Origin of the sequence: Bradyrhizobium sp. CSA207, from assembly GCF_029051685.1 — a bacterium.
GTDB lineage: Bacteria > Pseudomonadota > Alphaproteobacteria > Rhizobiales > Xanthobacteraceae > Bradyrhizobium.
This window is the reverse complement of sequence record NZ_JAACFT010000008.1, coordinates 211,718-232,734: the sequence shown is the minus strand read 5'-3', so window position 1 is coordinate 232,734 and position 21,017 is coordinate 211,718. Positions and strand designations below refer to the sequence as shown.

General features: G+C 63.7%; 15 protein-coding genes and 1 pseudogene. 9 read left to right on the top strand and 7 right to left on the bottom strand.

What is annotated here, in order from left to right; genetic code table 11:
* Positions 1–49: 49 nt before the first annotated feature.
* Both metH and metF read right to left on the bottom strand, forming a co-directional pair.
* Positions 50–3,910: a methionine synthase gene (gene metH, locus GWG65_RS11765; protein WP_275195735.1), complete on the bottom strand. Its 3,861-nt coding sequence runs from the start codon at positions 3,908–3,910 to the stop codon at positions 50–52.
* A gap of 6 nt (positions 3,911–3,916) precedes the next feature.
* A complete protein-coding gene (gene metF, locus GWG65_RS11760) occupies positions 3,917–4,834 on the bottom strand; it encodes a methylenetetrahydrofolate reductase [NAD(P)H] (protein ID WP_275195734.1) in 918 nt (305 codons plus the stop codon).
* A 343-nt stretch (positions 4,835–5,177) separates the two neighbouring features.
* On the opposite strand from metF, the pseudogene GWG65_RS11755 reads away from it, so the two are divergent.
* Positions 5,178–5,879, top strand: a pseudogene (locus GWG65_RS11755) (MsnO8 family LLM class oxidoreductase); the annotation flags it as partial.
* Positions 5,880–5,991: 112 nt separating this feature from the next.
* Here the strand turns inward: GWG65_RS11755 and GWG65_RS11750 are convergent.
* Positions 5,992–6,852, bottom strand: a complete 861-nt coding sequence (locus tag GWG65_RS11750; protein WP_275195733.1) for a prephenate dehydratase — start codon at positions 6,850–6,852, stop codon at positions 5,992–5,994.
* Between the two features lie 21 nt (positions 6,853–6,873).
* Entirely contained in the window at positions 6,874–7,614 is a 741-nt protein-coding gene (locus tag GWG65_RS11745; protein ID WP_275195732.1) for a 3-deoxy-manno-octulosonate cytidylyltransferase, read from the bottom strand.
* A gap of 219 nt (positions 7,615–7,833) precedes the next feature.
* On the opposite strand from GWG65_RS11745, the gene GWG65_RS11740 reads away from it, so the two are divergent.
* From GWG65_RS11740 to GWG65_RS11715, 6 genes are all read left to right on the top strand, one after another.
* A complete protein-coding gene (locus GWG65_RS11740; protein ID WP_275195731.1) occupies positions 7,834–8,388 on the top strand; it encodes a cytochrome c family protein in 555 nt (184 codons plus the stop codon).
* A gap of 219 nt (positions 8,389–8,607) precedes the next feature.
* Positions 8,608–10,509, top strand: a complete 1,902-nt coding sequence (locus GWG65_RS11735) for an extracellular solute-binding protein (protein ID WP_275195730.1) — start codon at positions 8,608–8,610, stop codon at positions 10,507–10,509.
* A 14-nt stretch (positions 10,510–10,523) separates the two neighbouring features.
* Positions 10,524–12,395, top strand: coding sequence for an extracellular solute-binding protein (locus GWG65_RS11730; RefSeq protein WP_275195729.1), 1,872 nt, complete (start codon positions 10,524–10,526; stop codon positions 12,393–12,395).
* A 3-nt stretch (positions 12,396–12,398) separates the two neighbouring features.
* Entirely contained in the window at positions 12,399–13,505 is a 1,107-nt protein-coding gene (locus GWG65_RS11725) for a microcin C ABC transporter permease YejB (RefSeq protein WP_275195728.1), read from the top strand.
* The gene (locus GWG65_RS11720) at positions 13,505–14,683 is read left to right on the top strand and encodes an ABC transporter permease (protein ID WP_275195727.1); all 1,179 of its coding nucleotides are present in this window, start codon (positions 13,505–13,507) and stop codon (positions 14,681–14,683) included. The genes GWG65_RS11725 and GWG65_RS11720 overlap by 1 nt, the downstream gene beginning before the upstream one ends.
* 3 nt (positions 14,684–14,686) lie before the next feature.
* The gene (locus GWG65_RS11715) at positions 14,687–16,324 is read left to right on the top strand and encodes an ABC transporter ATP-binding protein (protein WP_275195726.1); all 1,638 of its coding nucleotides are present in this window, start codon (positions 14,687–14,689) and stop codon (positions 16,322–16,324) included.
* A 6-nt stretch (positions 16,325–16,330) separates the two neighbouring features.
* Here GWG65_RS11715 and GWG65_RS11710 read toward each other — a convergent pair whose 3' ends face one another.
* The gene (locus GWG65_RS11710) at positions 16,331–17,173 is read right to left on the bottom strand and encodes an NlpC/P60 family protein (protein WP_275195725.1); all 843 of its coding nucleotides are present in this window, start codon (positions 17,171–17,173) and stop codon (positions 16,331–16,333) included.
* The gene (locus GWG65_RS11705; protein WP_275195724.1) at positions 17,166–18,542 is read right to left on the bottom strand and encodes a leucyl aminopeptidase family protein; all 1,377 of its coding nucleotides are present in this window, start codon (positions 18,540–18,542) and stop codon (positions 17,166–17,168) included. The genes GWG65_RS11710 and GWG65_RS11705 overlap by 8 nt, the downstream gene beginning before the upstream one ends.
* Before the next feature lie 200 nt (positions 18,543–18,742).
* Here GWG65_RS11705 and GWG65_RS11700 point away from each other — a divergent pair, with 200 nt between their 5' ends.
* Positions 18,743–18,946, top strand: a complete 204-nt coding sequence (locus GWG65_RS11700) for a hypothetical protein (protein ID WP_275195723.1) — start codon at positions 18,743–18,745, stop codon at positions 18,944–18,946.
* A 224-nt stretch (positions 18,947–19,170) separates the two neighbouring features.
* The gene (locus GWG65_RS11695; RefSeq protein ID WP_275195722.1) at positions 19,171–19,983 is read left to right on the top strand and encodes a tetratricopeptide repeat protein; all 813 of its coding nucleotides are present in this window, start codon (positions 19,171–19,173) and stop codon (positions 19,981–19,983) included.
* A 58-nt stretch (positions 19,984–20,041) separates the two neighbouring features.
* On the opposite strand, the gene GWG65_RS11690 is transcribed toward GWG65_RS11695, so the two are convergent.
* Positions 20,042–21,016, bottom strand: a complete 975-nt coding sequence (locus GWG65_RS11690) for a type II secretion system F family protein (protein WP_275195721.1) — start codon at positions 21,014–21,016, stop codon at positions 20,042–20,044.
* Between the last annotated feature and the right edge of the window lies 1 nt (position 21,017).

The following is a 21,017-nucleotide window of genomic DNA, read 5'->3' as shown; positions in this document are numbered from 1 at the left end:
CTACTTTGCATGGGGTTGTTTTCTCATTTTTTGTTTTAGAGGCGAAAGCCTATCCCGCGCCCGCGCGCTTCTTCTGCCAGACCAGATGCACGGCGCAGGTGCAGCCCGGCGGATGCGAGGTGAGGTCCTTCGACGCCTCGTCGTTCGCTGGCGTTGCCGCAAACGCCTTGTCGGCGACGCCCGGCTGCGCCGGAATGTAGTTCAACACCGGTGCCAGCCAGCGCTCGGTTTCCGCGACGCTCATGCCCTTGCGTACGGCATAGTCCTCGACCTGGTCGCGCTCGATCTTGCCGACACCGAAATAATAGCTCGCAGGATGTGAGAAATAGAGCCCGGACACGCTGGAGCCCGGCCACATCGCAAAGCTCTCCGTCAGCTTCACGCCTGCGGTGGCTTCCGCGTCGAGCAGCTCGAACAGCGTCGCCTTCTCGGTGTGATCGGGCTGTGCGGGATAGCCGGGCGCGGGGCGGATGCCCTGATACTTTTCGAGGATCAGTTCGTCGGTCGAGAGCGCCTCGTCCGGCGCATAGGCCCAGAACTCGCGGCGCACGCGGGCATGCATGCGCTCGGCAAAGGCCTCCGCCAGGCGATCGGCCAGTGCCTTGCACAGGATCGAGGAGTAGTCGTCGTTCGCTTTTCTGAAGCGGTCGGCAACCACATCCTCGCCGATCCCGCCGGTGACGACGAAGCCGCCGACATAGTCGGGCACACCCGTGTCAACTGGCGCGACGAAATCGGACAGCGCGGCGTTGAAGCGGCCTTCGCGCTTTTCGAGCTGCTGGCGCAGCGTGTGCAGGGTCGCGATCGTCCTGGTCCGGCTCTCGTCGGCATAGAGCACGATGTCGTCGCCTTGCGCGTTGGCCGGCCAGAAGCCGACGGTTGCGCGCGCCCTGAACCATTTTTCCTTGACGATCAGATTTAGCATCTTGCGCGCATCGTCATAGAGCGAACGCGCGACCTCGCCGACCTTGGCGTCGTCGAGAATGGCGGGGAAGCGGCCGGCGAGCTCCCAGGTCTGGAAGAACGGCGTCCAGTCGATATAGGGCACGAGCTCGGCGAGATCGTAATCGTCAAAGCTCTTGATGCCGAGGAAAGTCGGCTTCACCGGCTTGTTCGCAGCAAAGTCGACCGGCACGCGGTTGGCGCGGGCCGCAGCCAGCTTCAGCCGCTTCTTGTCGGCCTGCGCGCGGAAATGCGCATCGGAGATCTTTGCGTATTCGGCGCGCACGTCGGCAGCATAGGCCTCGCGCTTCTCGGGCGACAGCAGCGCGGAGGCGACGCCGACCGCGCGGCTGGCGTCGTTGACATGCACCACAGGGCCAGCGCGGTAGCTCGGGTCGATCTTCACGGCGGTATGCACGCGGCTCGTGGTGGCACCGCCGATCAGCAGCGGCAGCTTCAACCCTTCGCGCTGCAATTCGCCGGCGAAGAACGCCATCTCGTCGAGCGAGGGCGTGATCAGGCCGGACAGGCCGACGATGTCGGCCTTCTCCGCCTTCACGGTTTCGACGATCTTCGCGGCCGGCACCATCACGCCGAGGTCGATGACCTCGAAATTGTTGCACTGGAGCACGATGCCGACGATGTTCTTGCCGATGTCGTGGACGTCGCCCTTGACCGTCGCGAGCACGATCTTGCCGGCGGAGCTGGAGCCTTCCGTGCCGATGCCGTTGGCGAGGTTGCGCGCCTTCTCTTCCTCCATGAATGGCATCAGCCAGGCCACCGCCTGCTTCATCACGCGTGCGGATTTGACGACCTGGGGCAGGAACATTTTTCCGTCACCGAAGAGGTCGCCGACCACGTTCATGCCGGCCATCAGCGGTCCCTCGATCACATCGAGCGGCCGCGTGGAGGCCTTGCGGGCTTCCTCGGTATCCACTTCGATGAATTCGGTGATGCCGTGCACCAGCGCGTGGCTGAGCCGCTTCGCCACCGGCCATTCGCGCCAGGCGAGGTCGGCCTCCTTGGTCTGGGTCTTGTTGCCGCGGAATTTCTCGGCGAGCGCCAGCAGGCGTTCGGACGCGCCGGGATCGCGGTTGAGAACGACGTCCTCGCAAGTTTGGCGCAGTTCGGGATCGATGTCGTCATAGACGATCATCTGCCCGGCATTGACGATGCCCATGTCCATGCCAGCCTTGATGGCATGATACAGGAACACCGAGTGCATGGCCTCGCGCACCGGCTCGTTGCCGCGGAACGAGAACGACAAATTGGAGACGCCACCCGAGATATGCGCGCCCGGCAGGTTGTTGCGGATCCAGCGCGTCGCCTCGATGAAATCGACGCCGTAATTGTTGTGCTCTTCGATGCCGGTCGCGATCGCAAAGATATTCGGATCGAAGATGATGTCTTCCGGCGGGAAGCCGACGCGGTTCACCAAAATGTCGTAGGCACGCTTGCAGATCTCGGTCTTGCGCGCGAACGTATCGGCCTGGCCGACCTCGTCGAACGCCATCACCACGACAGCAGCGCCATGACGCCGAGCGATCTTCGCTTCGTGGATGAACTTCTCCTCGCCTTCCTTCATCGAGATGGAGTTCACCACCGGCTTGCCCTGCACGCATTTCAGGCCGGCCTCGATTACCGAGAATTTCGAAGAGTCGACCATCACCGGCACGCGGGCGATGTCGGGCTCGGCGGCGACGAGGTTAAGGAAGGTCCGCATCGCGGCTTCCGAGTCCAGCAGGCCTTCGTCCATGTTGACGTCGATGATCTGTGCGCCGTTCTCGACCTGGTCGCGAGCGACTTGCAGCGCGGAGGTGTAGTCGCCGGCGGTGATCAGCTTGCGGAAGCGCGCCGATCCCGTGACGTTGGTGCGCTCGCCGACATTCACGAACGGGATCGCGTCCGTCAGAATGAAGGGCTCGAGGCCGGAAAGCCTCAAGCGAGGCTCGATCTCCGGCACGACGCGCGGCTTGTGCGGGGCGACCGCAGCGGCGATCGCCGCGATGTGGTTCGGCGTGGTGCCGCAGCAGCCGCCGACGATGTTGACGAGCCCATCGCGGGCGAAGTCGCCGATCAGGCGGGCCATGTACTCCGGGGTCTCATCGTACTGGCCGAACTCGTTGGGCAGGCCGGCATTGGGATAGGCGCACACCAGCGCATCGGCGACGCGGCCGATATCGGCGATATGGGCGCGCAGATCTTCGGCGCCGAGCGCGCAGTTGAAGCCGATGGTGACGGGCTTTGCGTGCCGCACCGAATGCCAGAATGCCTCCGGCAGCTGTCCCGACAGCAGGCGGCCGGATTTGTCGGTGATGGTGCCGGACACCATCACGGGCACGTCGATGCCGCGCTCTTCGGTGATCTCGGCGATCGCATAGAGCGCCGCCTTGGCGTTCAGCGTGTCGAAGATGGTCTCGACCAGCAGCAGGTCGACGCCGCCGTCGATCAGGCCCTTGATCTGTTCGCCATAGGATTTGCGTAAGTCGTCGAAGGTGACGGCGCGGTAGCCGGGGTTGGAAACGTCCGGCGAGATCGAGGCGGTGCGGTTGGTCGGGCCGAGGGCGCCGGCGACGAAGCGCGGCTTGCCGTCTTCGGCCTCGACACGCCGGGCCGCATTGCCGGCGAGGCGGGCGCCTTCGCGCGCCATCTCATAGACGATGTCGGTGAGGTCGTAATCGGCCTGTGCGATCGAGGTCGTGGAGAAGGTGTTGGTCGCGACGATGTCGGCACCGGCACGCAAATAGGCGGCGTGGATGTCCTCGATCGCCTGCGGCTGGGTCAGGATCAACAGATCGTTGTTGCCGCGCAGGTCGCGGTGGAAATCCTTGAAGCGCTCGCCGCGGAAGGCGGCTTCATCGAACTGGAGGTTCTGGATCATCGTGCCCATGGCGCCGTCGAGCACCAGGATGCGGTCGCGGGCGGCGTCGAGCAGGGCGGTTCGCTTCGGAGAGATCGGTACGGTCATGTTGTCTTACGCAGCTTTCTGGGCGCTCTTGGCGCGAATGCCGAGCAAATGGCTGATCGCGAACACGAGGTCGGCGCGGTTCATGGTGTAGAAATGGAAGGTATCGACGCCGTGCTTCGCCAGCTTGTGCACCTGGCCGGCGGCAACAGTGGCCGCGACCAGCTTGCGTGTGTCGGGATCGTCGTCGAGGCCGTCGAACTTCTCCGCGAGCCAGTCCGGCACGCTGGTGCCTGCGCGGGTGACGAAGGCTCTCGCCTGCTTGAAATTGTGCATGGGCATGATGCCCGGCACGATCGGAATGTTGATGCCGCGGCTACGAACGCGGTCGAGATAACGGAAGTAGAGGTCGTTATCGAAGAACACCTGCGTGATGGCGCGGGTCGCGCCGGCGTCGACCTTGGCCTTCAGCGTGTCGATATCGGCGTCGAAGTCGCGGGCCTCGGGATGCTTCTCGGGGTAGGCTGAAACCGAAACCTCGATATCAGCGTGCCGCTTCTTGATCCCCGCGACGAGATCGGCCGAGCCCTGATAGCCATCGGGATGGGCGGCGTAGGCCGTGCCGATGCCGCCTGGCGGATCGCCGCGCAGGCCGACGATGTGGCGGACGCCGACCTCGTGATAGCGGTCGACGATCTCGTCGATCTCGCCGCGCGAAGCCCCGACGCAGGTGAGATGCGCGGCTGGCAAGAGCGCGGTTTCCTTCAGGATGCGAGAGATGGTCGAATGGGTGCGCTCGCGGGTCGAGCCGCCGGCGCCATAGGTCACCGAGACGAAATTCGGCTCGAGCGGCGCCAGCCGGTTGATGGTGTCCCAGAGATTACGTTCCATCTCCTCGGTCTTGGGCGGAAAGAACTCGAAGGAGATCGCCGGCCGTTTCCCGGCGAGGTGCCCGTCGGCTTGGGCAGGCGTCGTCAAATCGGTCATGGCACCACTCACTCCAGGGTCTTTTTGGCGGCCGTCGTTCAGGTCCAGCTTGGCAGGGCTAAGATAGGGCAAAGGCGAATGGCCTGACAGCCCATCGATGGTGGGAAATAGCCCACTATTGCGAGATAAAGCTGTCAATTCGGCGGAAGTCGAGCGTCCTTGTGGGATGCGCGAATTATGAGATTAATTATGTATTTCAGGCTATTGAGTGTGTTATCTGGAGAACTTCTGAATAAAATAGATGTTGGGCAGCATGAAAATCAATTGAGGCTTTATGCTTCTGTCCCAATGGCGGCGGCGGTGTTAGCGCACCCGCCTCGCGGCCAGCACACGCCAGCCCTGCGGCCTCGGCCGCGCCCCCGGCACCGACGGTGCCACTGCTTACGCGCTTCGCAGCCGGCTCGACCGCCGCGAAGGCGACGATTTCCTGGAGCGGCTGCACGAACTGATCCTGTGGCAGACCCGCGAATTCCCATCGGGCCATCCCTACAACAACGTCGTCGCGATGCCCGACGACACACCCTTGCCGCCGGTCTGGCTGCTCGGCTCCAGCGATTATTCCTCGGAATTGGCTGCGCAAGTCGGCATGGGCTTCGCCTTCGCCCATCATTTTGCGTCCCACGACGCGATCGATGCGATGGTGCATTACCGCAATCGTTTCCAGCCCTCGGCGTGGCGCGCGAGCCCGCAGGCGATCCTCGCCGTCGCCGTCATCACGGCTGACACTGATGACGAGGCTGAAAAACTCGCCGCCTCGTTCGACCTCAACCGCCTACGCCGCGACCGCGGCCAGTACCTGCCGCTGCCGAGCGTCGAGGAAGCGCTGGCTTATCCCTATACGGATGCCGAGCGCACCTCGACCCTGCGCAACCGCTCGCGCCTGTTCGTCGGCTCGCCTGCCACGGTACAGCAGAAGCTCCAGCCGCTGATCCATGCCAGCAAGCCCGACGAGCTGATGGTGATCACCGCTGTCTACGACCACGACGCGCGCAAGAAGTCGTATTCACTGCTGGCGGAGGCGTTCGGGCTGGCGAAGCCGGCATAATCGCTCTCGTGCCCCGGACGCGGCGCAGCTCCCTTCCGCGGTGCGCTGCTGAGCGGGGGCCCATCTTGGCTCCTGGGTCCCGGCTCGCGCTTCGCGCGTCCGGGACACGAGACTAGTCCTGCTGCGTTTCGTTGAACGTCGCGCGGAACGGATGTCCCGGATACACGCCGACGATACGGAATTCGCGCGAGAAGAACTTCAGCTCTTCGATCGCAAACGCCAGGCCCTTGTCCTCGGGATGACCGTCGACGTCGGCGTAAAACTGCGTGGCGAAGAAATTGCCGTCGACCATGTAGCTCTCGAGCTTGGTCATGTTGACGCCGTTGGTGGCAAAGCCGCCGAGCGCCTTGTAGAGCGCGGCAGGCAAATTGCGCACCCTGAATACAAAAGTCGTGACCAGCGGGCCCAAGCCTTGCGCGGCCCATTTCGGCTCCCGCGCCAGCACCACGAAGCGCGTGGTGTTGTGGGCCTCGTCCTCGATGTCCTCGGCGAGGATGTCAAGTCCATAGATTTTTGCGGCCAGACGCGAGGCTATCGCGGCGACCGTCTTGTCCTTGCGCTCGGAGATGTCGCGGGCGCTGCCGGCGGTGTCGGCGTGCACGATCGGCTTGATGCCGAGCTTGCGAATGATGCGCCGGCACTGGCCGAGCGCATGCACATGGCTCTCGACGCTCTTGATGTCCTCAAGCTTGGTCCCCTTCACCGCCATCAATTGATGGCGGACCGGCAGAAACCATTCGCCGATGATGAAGAGGCCGGAGGCGGGGAGCAGGTGATGGATGTCGGCGACGCGGCCTGCGACCGAATTTTCGATCGGGATCATGCCAAGATCGGCCTCGCCCGACGAGATCGCCGACAGCGCGTCCTCGAAGGTGGCGCAGGGCATCGGCTCGGCGTCGGGATAGGCCTCGGCGATGGCGATGTGGGAATTGGCCCCGGGCTCGCCCTGGAATGCGATCTTCATCTTGCTCATGGTCGGCCTTGTAACAGCAGCTCAGGATTTGGAAAGGATGCTGCGGGCGGTCTCAAGGTCCGCCGGCGTATCGACGCCGCGGGGTACGGTATCGACGATGGTAAAGTCGATCCGCATGCCGGCCTCAAGCGCGCGCAGCTGCTCCAGGCTCTCCTGCAATTCCAGCGGCGACGGCGGCAGCGAGACGAACCGCTCCAGGGCCGCGCGGCGGTAGGCGTAGAGGCCGATATGATGGTAGCGCGGTCCGTCGCCGGTCGGCGCCGTGGCGCGGGTGAAATAAAGCGCGCGCATGCGCCTGCCGCCGAGCGAGGTTCCCACCGCCTTCACGACGCTCGGGGCAAGGTCCTCCTCCTCGGTATGGATCTGCGAGGCCAGCGTGGCGATGTCGACGGCCGGATCGTCCAGAGGCGGCAGCACATCGCGGATGTTGCCGGTCGTGATGGTCGGAAAATCGCCCTGGAGATTGACCACGATCTCGGCCTCGCCTGCGGGATCGAGCTTCTGCATCGCTTCGTGGATGCGGTCCGAGCCCGATGGGTGCTCGGTGCGGGTCATCACGGCCTCGCCGCCATGGGCGGTCACGACCGAGGCGATCTCCGCCGTATCGGTTGCAACCGCAACCCGGCCGATTCTGGCGGCCTCGGCCCGGCGCAGCACGTGCACGATCATCGGCAGGCCCGCAATATCGGCAAGCGGCTTGCCGGGCAGGCGGGTGGCCGCCATGCGAGCCGGGATCAGCACCAGGATGCGGGGATCGGTCATCGGTTCAAAGGCCTGGAAATGGAGCGTTTTCCGCGTCGAGAAATGGGATGGGAATGAGGCGAAAGCCGGCTCGCTTATACGGGTTGCCAGACCACGGGCAAACCGATATCTCAATGGCAAAACTCGGGGAAACAATAAGGAACGTTTGATTCTCCCGAGGCGCGTCCTGGCGGCCGCTTGGCCGCTTGATCCTTCTTGCGGTGTGGGGCCTGGCCGGAAATGGACTCTTTCGAACTCAACAAGATCCTCGGTGCCGTGCTCGGCACCTGTCTTTTTCTGCTGGTGACGAGCTTCACCGCCCAGGCGCTGTTTTCGCCGAGGATACCGGAAAAGCCGGGCTTCGAGATCGCCGTGAAGGAGGACGCCGGTCACGGCAAGGAAGGCGGCGCTGCTGCTGCTCCCTCCGAGCCGATTGAAAAGCTGCTTCAGACCGCCTCCGTCGAAAAGGGCGCTGCGGCCGCCAAGAAGTGCGGCGCCTGCCACACATTCGAGAAGGGCGGCCCGAATCGCGTCGGTCCGAATCTCTTCGGCGTCGTCGGCGAGGCGAGGGGGCAGGGCCGTAACGGCTTCAACTTCTCAGCCGCCATGAAAGGCAAGGGCGGCACGTGGACATTCGACGACCTGAACAAGTTCATCGCCAATCCGAAGGGCTTCATCCCGGGCACCGCGATGGGCTTCGCCGGTATCCCGAAGGATTCCGAACGCGCCGACGTCATTGCCTACCTGAATTCACTGTCGGATCATCCTCAGCCGCTGCCGACCGCGTCCAAGTAGGACCTTTCGGCCTGCTCACTATTTCTGCATTTCTGCGGCCAGGCTGAAAAGCCTGGCCGCTTGCGTATCCGGGCCTCGCGGTGTCGGTATCGGGGCGTTTGGCCGCAGCGAAGGCTGGAGCGGGGCCTCCAAGATGAGGAAAAAGCAACGTGTTCCGTCGAAACCTCGCCTATATTGAGCACTTAAAGGGGTAACCTCCTTCAAGACAGGGATGTTGATTTGGCCATCACCCGACGCGACCTCTTGCTCACCGGCACTGCTGCCGCCGCACTTCCCGCCCTCGGTTCCGGGATAGGCGTTCCGTTGATTGGTACGGCCGAGGCGCAGGCCGCAGGCGAGTTGCCCTGGCGACACGCGCTGTCGCTGTTCGGGAACGTCAAATATCCCGCCGGCTTCACGCGGTTCGACTATGTCAATCCGGAAGCCCCCAAGGGCGGTGCAGCGCGCCAGATCGCCGTCGGCACGTTCGACAATTTCAACATCGTCGTCGCCGGCGTGAAGGGCGCGATCGCCGGGGCCGTCGCCTTCATCTACGAATCCCTGTTGACGGCCTCGCTGGACGAAGTCTCGACCGAGTATGGCGCGCTCGCGGAGGCCGTGAGCCATCCCGACGATTTCTCCTTCGTGACCTATCGCCTGCGCGCCGAGGCCAAATGGCATGACGGCAAGCCGGTCACCGTCGACGACGTCATCTTCTCGCTCGACGCCTTCAAGAAGCACCACCCGATGTACTCGGCCTATTACAGCCATGTGGTCAGGGCCGAGAAGGTCGGCGACCGTGACGTCAAGTTCGTGTTCGACGCGCCTGGCAATCGCGAACTGCCGCAGATCGTAGGACAGCTCACCATCCTGCCGAAGCACTGGTGGGAGGGTACCGACGCACAAGGGCGCAAGCGCGACGTCTCCGCCACCACGCTGGAGATACCGCTGGGCTCGGGTCCCTACCGGATCAAGGAGTTCGTTGCCGGCCGCACCATCGGCCTTGAGCGCGTGAAGGACTATTGGGGGCGTGACTTCGCCGCCAATGTCGGACGCAACAATTTCGACGAGCTGCGCTACGAATACTTCCGGGACGCCACCGTCGCGATCGAGGCATTCAAGGCCGACCAGGTCGACTGGCGCACTGAGAACAGCGCCAAGAGCTGGGCGACCGCCTACGATTTCCCCGCCGTGGCCGAGAAGCGCGTGATCCTGGAAGAGTTCGCCAACCGCAGCTCGGGCGTCATGCAGGCCTTCGTGCCGAACCTGCGCCGCGCCAAATTCAGGGATCCGCGCCTGCGTCGTGCGCTCAACTACGCGTTCGACTTCGAGGAAATGAACAAGCAGATCTTTTTCGGCCAGTACAAGCGCATCAGCAGCTATTTCGACGGCATCGACGAATTGATGGCGACCGGCCTGCCGCAGGGCAAGGAACTCGAAATCCTCGAAACAGTGCGCGCGGACGTGCCGCCCGAGGTCTTCACAACGGCTTACACCAACCCGGTCGGAGGCAGCCCGGAAGCCGTGCGTGACAATCTGCGCGAGGCGCTGCGCTTGCTGAAGGAGGCCGGCTACGAGGTGCGCGATCGCAAGCTGATCGACGTCAAGACCGGGACCCAGCTTGCCTTCGAACTCTTGAGCTCGGATCCGAGCTTCGAGCGGATCGTGCTGTTCTACAAGCCATCGCTCGAGCGCCTCGGCATTGCGGTCAGCGTGCGGACGGTCGATCCGACGCAATACGAGAACCGGCTTCGCGACTGGGATTTCGACATCATCACCAACTCCTGGGGCGAGTCGCAGTCTCCGGGCAACGAGCAGCGCGAGTTCTGGGGCTCCAAGTCCGCCGACATGGCCGGTTCGCGCAACGTTGCCGGCATCAAGAACCCCGCCGTCGACAAGCTGATCGAGCGGGTCATCTATGCCACCGACCGCGACGATCTCATCGCCGCCACCAAGGCGCTGGACCGCGTGCTGCTCTGGAATAACTACGTCGTGCCGCAGTGGAATTATCCGAAAGTACGCACCGCCCGCTGGGATCGCTTCGGACGGCCGTCGGAATTGCCCAAATACGGCCAGTCCGGCTTCCCGTTCATCTGGTGGTACGACGCGGACAAGGCGGCGCGGATCGCGAAGAAATCGTGAAGGACATTGTTCGCATGGCGCAGCCCTCACGCCGGCACGTGCTCGGCCTCGGCATCGGCGCCGTGAGCGCGTCCTGCTTGCGCGGCGCGGTAGCGTCGGAACTGCCGGCCGAAATGCACGGCATCTCGGCGTTCGGCGATCTAAAATATCCCGCCGACTTCCATCATTTCGACTACGTCAATCTCGACGCGCCGAAGGGTGGCTCGTTCTCGCTGATCCCATCGGTGCGCGCATACAACCAGTCCTACCAGACCTTCAACTCGCTCAACGCCTTCATCCTGAAGGGGGATGGCGCGCAGGGCATGGACATGACCTTTGCGGCGCTGATGGTACGAGCCAATGACGAGCCGGACGGGATGTACGGGCTTGCCGCCAAGTCCGTGCAGATATCGCCCGACAGGCTGATCTATCGCTTCACGATGCGACCCGAGGCGAAATTCCACGACGGCACCAAGCTCACCGCGCTTGACGCTGCGTTTTCGCTAACGGCGCTCAAGAGCAAAGGCCATCCGCTGATCATCGTGCAGATGCGTGACATGGTCAGCGCAGAAGCTATCGACGATGCGACACTGGTCGTCACCTTCGCCAAAGGGCGGGCTCGCGACGTCCCGCTCTATGTCGCCGGCCTGCCGATCTTTTCGAAATCGTATTATGCATCTCGAACCTTCGATGAAACATCTCTGGAGATTCCGTTAGGCTCGGGTCCGTACAAGGTCGGAAAATTCGAGGTCAATCGCTACATCGAATACGAGCGCGTGAAAGACTGGTGGGCAGCCGATCTTCCGCCTTGCCGCGGCAGCTACAATTTCGACGTCGTGCGCTATGAATTTTACCGAGACCGCGATGTCGCGTTCGAGGGCTTCACCGGCAAAAATTACCTCTATCGCGAGGAGTTCACCTCCCGCATCTGGGCGACGCGCTATGACTTTCCTGCGGTGAAGGATGGCCGGGTCAAGCTCGAGGTCGTGCCCGACCTCACGCCCTCCGGTGCGCAAGGCTGGTTCATCAACACGCGGCGCGACAAGTTCAAGGATCCGCGCGTGCGGGAGGCCTTGATCAATGCCTTCGATTTTGAGTGGACCAACAAGACCATCATGTACGGCGCTTACGCCCGTACCGTGTCGCCGTTCCAGAACTCGGACCTCATGGCGAGCGACGGACCTCCGTCGCCGGAAGAGCTGAAGTTGCTGGAGCCATATCGCGGTCAGGTGCCTGACGAAGTATTCGCCGCGCCGTTTGCGCCCCCGGTATCGGACGGCTCCGGGCAGGACCGCAGCCTTTTGCGCAAGGCGCAGCAGCTGCTGAGCGAGGCTGGCGTGCCCATCAAGGACGGCAAGCGGACACTGCCGAACGGCGAGGTGTTCAGGATCGAGTTCCTGTTGGACGAGCCTTCGTTCCAGCCGCACCATGCGCCCTATATCAAGAACCTGGCGACGCTCGGTATCGAAGCGAGCGTGCGGCTCGTCGATGCCGTGCAATACAGGGCGCGCCAGGAAGAGTTCGATTTCGACATGACGATCCAGCGCTTCAGCATGTCGGCGACGCCCGGCGATGCGATGCGCTCGTTCTTCTCTTCGCAGGTCGCGGCAACCAAGGGCTCATACAATCTCGCGGGTATCGCCAGCCCGGCCATCGACGCCATGATCGAGAAGATCATGGCGGCCGACAGCCGCGAGGAATTGACCATCGCCTGCCGTGCCTTCGACCGTCTGTTCCGTGCCGGCCGCTACTGGGTGCCACAATGGTATAACAAGACCCATCGGCTCGCTTATTGGGATCAGTTCAGTCATCCGGAGAAGCTGCCACGTTATGCCAACGGCGTCGGCGCTCCCGATATCTGGTGGTACGACCGCGCCAAGGCCGCCAAGCTCGAGCAGGCGAAATAGTCCATGAGCGCCTATATCGCCCGCCGCATCCTCCTGATGATCCCGACCCTGCTCGGGATACTCTTCGTCTCCTTCATCGTGGTGCAATTCGCGCCCGGCGGCCCGGTTGAGCGCGTAATCGCGCAGCTCTCCGGCGCCGATACCGGCGGCAGCTCGCGCATTTCGGGAGGCGGCGATTTCGCGCAGCGCGCGCCGGGGCAACTCGGTGCCGGCGATGCCATCAACTCGAAATACCGCGGCGCGCAGGGCCTCGACCCCGACTTCATCAAGAAGCTGGAGGTGCAGTTCGGGTTCGACAAGCCGGCGCCGGAGCGCTTCGCGCTGATGGTCTGGAATTTCGCCCGCTTCGATTTCGGCAAGAGCTATTTTCGCGACGTCAGCGTACTCCAGCTCGTCAAGGAAAAGCTGCCGGTCTCGATCTCGCTCGGCATCTGGCTGACGCTCCTGACCTACCTGATCTCGATTCCGCTCGGAATCCGAAAGGCGGTGAAGGACGGCACGCGTTTCGACACCTGGACGTCGAGCGTGCTCGTGCTCGGCTATGCGATTCCCGGCTTCCTGTTCGCGATCCTCCTGATCATCCTGTTTGCCGGGGGCTCGTTCTTCAACTGGTTTCCGCTGCGCGGGCTGACGTCAGACGGCTGGTCGCAGTTTCCCTGGTACTGGAAGATCATCGACTACTTCTGGCATTTGACGCTGCCGCTGATCGCGATGGGGCTCGGCGCGTTCACCACCATGACGTTCCTGACCAAGAACTCGTTTCTGGACGAAATCCGCAAGCAATACGTGATGACCGCGCGCGCCAAGGGCTGTAGCGAGGGCCGGGTGCTCTATGGGCACGTCTTCCGCAACGCGATGCTGATCGTCATCGCGGGCTTTCCCAGCACCTTCATTCACGCCTTCTTCTCGGGCTCGCTTCTGATCGAGACCATCTTCTCGCTGGACGGGCTGGGACTGCTCAGTTTTGAGAGCGTGCTCAACCGTGACTACCCCGTGGTGTTCGGTACTCTCTTCATCTTTTCGCTCGTCGGCCTCGTGGTCAATCTGATCTCGGATTTGACCTATATGTGGATCGACCCGCGGATCGATTTCGAGGCGCGGGAGGTCTGATGACGCTAACCGCCCCGACCCCGATCGAAACCACCATGAAGTCGCCGCTCGGCCAAGTCGTGCCGATCACGCATAAGCCGTTCGCACCGTCGCCGCTCAACCGGCGGCGCTGGGAGAATTTCAAGGCGAACCGGCGCGGCTACTGGTCGTTCTGGCTCTTCATGATGCTGTTCGTGATGTCGCTGTTTGCCGAGCTGATCGCCAATGACCGGCCGTTCCTGATCAAATATGACGCGCATCTCTACTGGCCCGCCTTCATCACCTACTCGGAAACGACGTTCGGCGGCGACTTCGAGACCGCGGCCGACTATCGCGATCCCTATTTGCAGAAGCTGATCAGGGACAAGGGCGGCAGCATCGTCTGGCCCCTGATCCGCTACTCTTACGACACCCATAATCTCGATCTGCCGACGCCCGCACCGTCGCCGCCGACCTGGATGTTGACGGAGGCGCAGTGCAAGCCCGTCGTCGAGAAGAAGGGCCTCAAGAGCTGCCGCGATCTCGAATACAATTGGCTCGGCACCGATGACCAGGGGCGCGACGTGGTGGCGCGCCTGATCTACGGTTTCCGCATCTCGGTGCTGTTCGGCCTCTGCCTGACCATCATCTCCTCCGTCATCGGCATCGCGGCCGGCGCGGTGCAGGGCTATTTCGGCGGCCGGGTCGATCTCATATTCCAGCGCTTCATCGAGATCTGGACCGCGATCCCCTCGCTCTATCTGCTGCTGATCCTGTCGTCGGTGCTGGTGCCCGGCTTCTTCGTGCTTCTCGGCATCCTGCTCTTGTTTTCCTGGGTGTCGCTGGTCGGGCTCGTACGCGCGGAATTCTTACGCGGGCGCAATTTCGAGTACATCCAGGCGGCGCGGGCGCTCGGCGTGTCGAACGCCGTGATCATGTTCAGGCATCTGCTGCCGAACGCGATGGTCGCGACGATGACGTTCCTGCCGTTCATCGTGTCGAGTTCGGTCATGACGCTGACAGCACTGGACTTCCTTGGCTTCGGCCTGCCGCCCGGCTCGCCCTCGCTCGGCGAGTTGCTGTCGCAGGGCAAGTCGAACGTGCAGGCGCCGTGGCTCGGTTTCTCCGGCTTCTTCTCGGTCGCGATCATGCTGTCGCTACTCATCTTCACCGGCGAAGCCGTGCGCGACGCCTTCGATCCGCGCAAGACGTTCAGGTAGAAGATGGACGCCATCAACCAGCCTCTGCTTGCAGTGAGCGACCTCTCGGTGGCCTTCCACCAGGGCGGCGGCACGACGCTCGCGGTCGACAAGGTCTCGTTTCAGATCAAGCGCGGCGAATGCCTGGCGCTGGTCGGCGAGTCCGGATCCGGCAAATCCGTCAGCGCGCTCTCGATTCTGAAGCTGCTGCCCTATCCGAGCGCCTCGCATCCCTCGGGGAGCATCCGCTTCAAGGGGCGCGAGCTGATCGATCAGTCCGAGCAGCAGATGCGGGAGGTTCGCGGCAGCGACATCTCCATCATCTTCCAGGAGCCGATGACCTCGCTCAACCCGCTGCACACGATCGAGGCGCAGATCGGCGAGATCATCCAGCTGCACAATCCGACCAGCAACGCGCAAGCGCGCGAACGGACGCTGGAACTGCTGACACAGGTTGGCATCCCCGAGCCCGAAACGCGGCTCAAAAGCTATCCGCACCAGCTTTCCGGCGGCCAGCGCCAGCGCGTGATGATCGCGATGGCGCTCGCCAACGAGCCGGATCTGTTGATCGCGGACGAGCCGACCACCGCGCTCGACGTCACCGTGCAGGCGCAGATCCTGACGCTGCTTGCGGAAATCCGCGCCCGGCTTGGCATGAGCCTGCTGTTCATCACTCACGACCTCGGCATCGTGCGCCGCATCGCCGACACCGTCTGCGTCATGAAAGGCGGCGAGATCGTCGAGCAGGGGCCGGTCGAGCAGGTCTTCACCGGTCCGAAGCATCCCTATACGCGCGATCTGCTCGCGGCGGAGCCGAAGCCCGATCCGGCGCCACCGCAGCCGAGTGCGCCGGTGGTGATGTCGGCCGATGATCTCAAGGTGTGGTTTCCGATCAAGCGCGGGCTGATGCGCAAGACGGTCGGCCACATCAAGGCGGTCGACGGCGTCAGCGTTGTCGTACGCAAGGGCGAGACGCTCGGCGTCGTCGGCGAATCCGGCTCAGGCAAGACCACGCTGGGGCTAGCGCTGCTGCGGCTGATTTCCTCGAACGGACGGATCGTGTTTCTGGGAAAGGACATCCAGGGCCTGCGCTTCGAGGAGATGCGCCCATTCCGGCGTGACATGCAGATCGTATTCCAGGATCCGTTCGGCTCGCTCAGCCCGCGCATGTCGGTCGCCGATATCATCGCCGAGGGTCTGTCCGTACATCAGCCCAAGCTGTCGCGCGAGGAGCGCGAGGCACGCGTCGTCAAGGCGATCGAAGATGTTGGGCTGAAGCCGGACACCCGTTATCGCTATCCGCACGAGTTCTCCGGCGGCCAGCGCCAGCGCATTTCGATCGCGCGCGCGGTGGTGCTGGAGCCGGATTTCGTCGTGCTGGATGAGCCGACCAGCGCGCTCGACATGCTGATCCAGGCGCAGATGGTCGACCTCCTGCGCGAGCTCCAGCGCAAGCGCGACCTGACCTACATGTTCATCTCGCACGATTTGCGCGTCGTCGCTTCGCTTGCCAGCCACCTGATCGTGATGCGGGGTGGCAAGGTGGTCGAGGAGGGCCAGGCCGCCGAGCTGTTCAAGGCCCCGAAGACGGATTACACGCGCGCGCTGTTTGCGGCGGCGTTCCGGCTGGAAACGGCGGGAAATGGGTCGGCGACGACGTAATCCCGGCTAGAGCCGCTTGATCGCAACGATCTCGCTGCCGGCCTGCCTGATCCGCGCGATTGCCGGCTCGGTCGGCTCGATCACCGTCGCCATGTGATGCGCATTGGCGTGAACCATGGTGCTGCCATCGCGGACGATCGCGACGTGGCCCTTCCAAAAGATCAAATCGCCGCGCTGCAGCTTGCCCCTCTCGTGCGGTTCGAGCGCGAGGCCGAGACCCGCCTGCTGCATGTCGCTGTCGCGCGGGCAGCCGATGCCTGCCGCCGTCAGCGAGACCTGCACCAGGCCCGAGCAATCGATGCCGAAACTGCTCTTGCCGCCCCAAAGATAGGGCGTGCCGACGAAGCGCTCGGCGACCGCGACGAAATCCGGCTCGCGATAATCGAGCAATGCGAGATGCGCCTTCGGAAGATATGTTCCCTCGCGCGTCACGGCGAAACTGCCGTCTTCGCGCGCCACCGCGAGTTTCGATCCCAGCACCAGCGTGTCGGCCGGCGGCAGCTTGATCGAGGGACCGGGGAAGGCGAACGTTCGAAGCGCGGTCACCAAGTGCGTCGGCGCTGTCGAGGGCCGCGCCAGGCCTGCGTCGGGCAGCCAGCCGACATAGCCGTCGCCGCCTAGCTGGCCCCAGGCCCAGCCTTCGCCGTTGCGATCGTAGACCGTGACGCGTTCGCCGCGTAGCGCCTGCGTCATCAGCATCGCGTTCGAGGACGGCTGCTCGCGCACTGGCGCAATCGGCTCGACCACTTCGAATTCCTCGCCGGTGACGAAGCGATCAGCCTGCACTTTGCCTTCGAGATATTTCGCGGCGAGGTCGCCCCGCGCCGGCGTCAGCCGCGGATCATGCATAGCGCTCGCTCAGCAATGTGTAGAGTGCGCGCGCGGCCTGACATTCGCCGCCCTCGGGACGTGCCGGTTTTGCCGATGGCGTCCAGCCATAGATATCGACATGCAGCCAGCTCTTGGCCTGCTCGACAAAGCGCTGCAGGAACAGCGCGCAGGTGATCGAGCCGGCAAAGCCGCCGGACGGTGCGTTGGTGATGGTGGCCGTCTTGGAGTCGAGCCACGCATCGTAGGCCGGCCATAGCGGCATGCGCCACAACGGATCGTTCTCCTTCGCCGCGCAGCGCGCCACGTCGGCGGCAAGTGTCTCATCGTTGGTGTAAAAGGGCGGCAAATCCGGCCCCAGCGCGACGCGAGCGGCGCCCGTCAGCGTGCCCAGATCGATCAGCAGGTCCGGCTGCTCCTCGTCCGCCAGCGCTAGCGCGTCGGCGAGCACGAGGCGGCCCTCCGCGTCGGTGTTGCCGATCTCGACGGTGATGCCCTTGCGCGAGGTGAAGATGTCGAGCGGACGGAAGGCGTTGCTGGAAACAGCATTCTCCACCGCCGGGATCAGCACGCGCAGCCGGACCTTCAGCTTCGCATTCATCACCATGCGCGCGAGCGCCAAGACGTTGGCGGCGCCGCCCATGTCCTTCTTCATGATCAGCATGCCGCTGGACGGCTTGAGGTCCAGCCCGCCGGTGTCGAAGCAGACGCCCTTGCCGACCAGCGTCACCTTGGGATGGGAGGGATCGCCCCAGCTGATGTCGATCAGCCGCGGCGCGCGGTCCGAGGCCATGCCGACGGCATGGATCAACGGAAAATTCTGCGCCTTCAAGTCTTCACCGACGATGCAGGCAAAGCTTGCGCCGAATTCGCCGGCGAGTGCCTGCGCAGCCGCGGCCAGCTGCTCCGGGCCCATGTCGTTCGCCGGCGTGTTGATGAGGTCGCGTGCGAGCATCGCGGCATCCGCCACGCGGCTAACCTCGGCTGCATCGACGCCGTCCGGCGGCACCAGCCGGACCTCTGGGCGGTCTGCCTTCCGGTACCGGGCGAAGCGGTAGCTGCCGAGCGCAAAGGCGAGCGCAGCCAGTCGTGCATCGTGCGGTGCATTGGCAAAGCGATAGGTGCCCGGCGGCAACAGGCCCGGCAGAGCGCCCGGCCGGAACAGGTCGCGCGATCTGGCGCTGTCATCCTCGATACCGAACAAGATCTGCGCGATCGCGCCGTCGGGCGCGGGCAGCGCAAGGTAGCCGCCAGGCTTGGCGGCAAAGGCGCTGGCCGTCGCGAACTGGCGCTGCGATGGCGGCAGTGCCTCGCGGACCGTGTCCCAGCTCGACTTGGTGACGAAGGTGATCGGGATGGCGGTGGACGAGGTCTCGAAGACAGAAGGCATTGGCGGGTCCGGAACGTCAGATCAGCGGGTCATTCGGTCGGAGGATACTTCGCAGAGTTTTGCCGCGCCAGCAATCGGGTTCGCGATCACCCGTCGAGCGCTACTCGCGAGGGAGGGGACATGCTAGGTTCCGACAATGGTGGCCAGGTGCGCAGAGATCGCCGGCGACCGCAGACGAAGCGTGCCGGGAGGAAGTCGCGATGGACGTTGTGTGGAGCGTGGTCACATTCATGGGCCAGGCCGTCGAGGCGGTTTTTGGCTATGTCGAACATCACCATTGGATCTTCGCGTTCCTCGCCGGCGGCTACGTCTTCTATCTGCACGACCGTTCGGTCCACGCGCGGTTTGATGCGCTCGACAAGCGCATCGACGAAATCCGCAAGCGCCTCGCGATCGAATATTGACCGGACCGGCGAAACCATCTTGGGAGGAGCTCGTGTCTCAGCTGAGAACTGACGTTCGCGCGCGCGGCCGCAGGGCTTTACTAGCGCCTGGGCCTCGGCGGCGAGATGCCGCCGCAAACGCCGCCGTGAAGGCGAGGGGCGGCCGGGCATTAACCGGCCGTTAGGGTTAACAGTCTATTGCTGACGCGTTCGGCTCGATCAATTGGCTCGAGAGTCAAAGCGTCATGCGTCAACGGTTCAGTCTTGCCCGGCTTCTTACGTCCACCTCGCTGGTCGCGGCGGTGGCGGTCGGCCTCGGCGGCTGCACGGCCATGTCGAAGCTCTCCGACGTCACCGGCTCGGTCGGGTCGCGTGCAGAAGCCGCCCCCACAGATCCTGCGCGTGCCATTGAAGCCTATGGCGAGCGCTATCGTGCCAATCCCAAAGACGCCGATGCCGCGCTTGCCTATGGCCAGGCGCTGCGCGCAAACGGTCAGCGCGCCCAGGCCGCTGCGGTGCTGGAGCAGGCGACCATCGCCAATCCCGGCAACAAGGCGCTGCTCGCCCAATACGGCCGTGCGCTCGCTGACAATGGCAATTTCCAGCAGGCCTTCGACGTGCTGTCGAAGGCGCATTCGCCCGACAATCCGGACTGGCGCCTGCTCTCGGTGCAGGGCACTGCACTCGACCAGATGGGCCGTCACGCCGAGGCGCGCTCCTACTATGCGAGCGCGCTGAAGATCGCTCCGGATGATCCTGGCGTGCTCTCCAATCTCGGCCTGTCCTACATGCTGTCGAAGGACCTGCCGAAGGCCGAAGAGGTGCTGCGGCAGGCTTATGCCTCGCCGCGTGCCAGCGGCCGGGTGCGGCAGAATCTCGGCCTTGTCGTCGGCCTCCAGGGCCGCTTCGCCGAAGCCGAGACTATTGTGAAGGCGGACCTGCCGCCGGATCAGGCCGCGGCCAATGTCGCATATCTCAAGGACATGCTGAGCCGCAGCGATGCCCCGCGGGGCGCAGCGAAGCGGACGCCGGTCGCCTCGCTCAGCCAGCCCGAGTGATCAGACCTGATCTTGCAATCTTGAAGTCGCGCGCGGACCGCGTGCGGTCCGCCTTGCGTCAGTGCAGTTCGGAGATCTTGATGCCGGTCGGTCCGAGAATGACGACGAACAACACTGGCAGGAAGAACAGGATCATCGGCACCGTCAGCTTAGGCGGCAGCGCAGCGGCCTTTTTTTCGGCTTCGTTCATGCGCATGTCGCGGTTCTCCTGAGCCATGACGCGCAAGGAATGGCCGAGCGGCGTGCCGTAGCGCTCGGCCTGCTGAAGCGCCAGACACACCGATTTGACGCCTTCGAGCCCGGTGCGCCGCGCCAGATTCTCGTAAGCAACCTTGCGGTCCTGCAAATAAGACAGCTCGGCCGTCGTCAGCGTGAACTCCTCCGACAGTGCGATCGACTGGCCGACGATCTCGGTGGCGACTTTCCTGAACGCCATTTCGACCGACATGCCGGATTCGATGCAGATCAGAAGCAGGTCGAGCGCATCGGGGAAAGCGCGCTTGATCGAGAGTTGACGCTTGGAGATCGCGTTCTTGAGGAACAGCATCGGCGCCTGGAGGCCGAGATAGGCCGCGCCAACGCAGATGCCGATCTTGATCGGCAGCGACTGCTCCAGATGCGCGATCAGGAATACGTACATGGTAGAGCCGACGAACAGAACTAGCGGCGCCACCATGCGGGCAAACAGAAAGGTGACGTAAGGCGCCTGCCCGCGATAGCCTGCCATGATGAGCTTGTCGCGCGCGGCTTCCTGCGCGAGCCATTTGGTAAGGTTGAAGTCCTCGACGACGCGAGAAACGAGTTGCTTCGGCGTCTGGCGCAGCGACACCTTCTCGTTCCTGTTGAGGCGTTCGCGCTCGCGCTGCCGGATGCGTTCGCGCTCGCTCGCCACCGCCTTCATGCGCTTGGAGAGGCCTTCGCCGGCGAACAGCGGCATCACCAGCGTATAGACGGTGGCGCTGGCGGCGATGGCCGCCAGCATCATAGTCATGAAGCGGACGTCATGCAGTTTCGAGACGAGGAATTCGACCATA

Excerpts from the sequence above, each read along its gene's own strand:
- metH (WP_275195735.1), bottom strand. The coding sequence starts at position 3,910 with ATGACCGTACCGATCTCTCCGAAGCGAACCGCCCTGCTCGACGCCGCC.
- GWG65_RS11750 (WP_275195733.1), bottom strand. The coding sequence starts at position 6,852 with ATGAGCAAGATGAAGATCGCATTCCAGGGCGAGCCCGGGGCCAATTCC.
- metF (WP_275195734.1), bottom strand. The coding sequence starts at position 4,834 with ATGACCGATTTGACGACGCCTGCCCAAGCCGACGGGCACCTCGCCGGG.
- GWG65_RS11715 (WP_275195726.1), top strand. The coding sequence starts at position 14,687 with ATGGACGCCATCAACCAGCCTCTGCTTGCAGTGAGCGACCTCTCGGTG.
- GWG65_RS11745 (WP_275195732.1), bottom strand. The coding sequence starts at position 7,614 with ATGACCGATCCCCGCATCCTGGTGCTGATCCCGGCTCGCATGGCGGCC.
- GWG65_RS11695 (WP_275195722.1), top strand. The coding sequence starts at position 19,171 with ATGCGTCAACGGTTCAGTCTTGCCCGGCTTCTTACGTCCACCTCGCTG.
- GWG65_RS11700 (WP_275195723.1), top strand. The coding sequence starts at position 18,743 with ATGGACGTTGTGTGGAGCGTGGTCACATTCATGGGCCAGGCCGTCGAG.
- GWG65_RS11730 (WP_275195729.1), top strand. The coding sequence starts at position 10,524 with ATGGCGCAGCCCTCACGCCGGCACGTGCTCGGCCTCGGCATCGGCGCC.
- GWG65_RS11710 (WP_275195725.1), bottom strand. The coding sequence starts at position 17,173 with ATGCATGATCCGCGGCTGACGCCGGCGCGGGGCGACCTCGCCGCGAAA.
- GWG65_RS11720 (WP_275195727.1), top strand. The coding sequence starts at position 13,505 with ATGACGCTAACCGCCCCGACCCCGATCGAAACCACCATGAAGTCGCCG.
- GWG65_RS11705 (WP_275195724.1), bottom strand. The coding sequence starts at position 18,542 with ATGCCTTCTGTCTTCGAGACCTCGTCCACCGCCATCCCGATCACCTTC.
- GWG65_RS11740 (WP_275195731.1), top strand. The coding sequence starts at position 7,834 with ATGGACTCTTTCGAACTCAACAAGATCCTCGGTGCCGTGCTCGGCACC.
- GWG65_RS11725 (WP_275195728.1), top strand. The coding sequence starts at position 12,399 with ATGAGCGCCTATATCGCCCGCCGCATCCTCCTGATGATCCCGACCCTG.
- GWG65_RS11690 (WP_275195721.1), bottom strand. The coding sequence starts at position 21,016 with ATGGTCGAATTCCTCGTCTCGAAACTGCATGACGTCCGCTTCATGACT.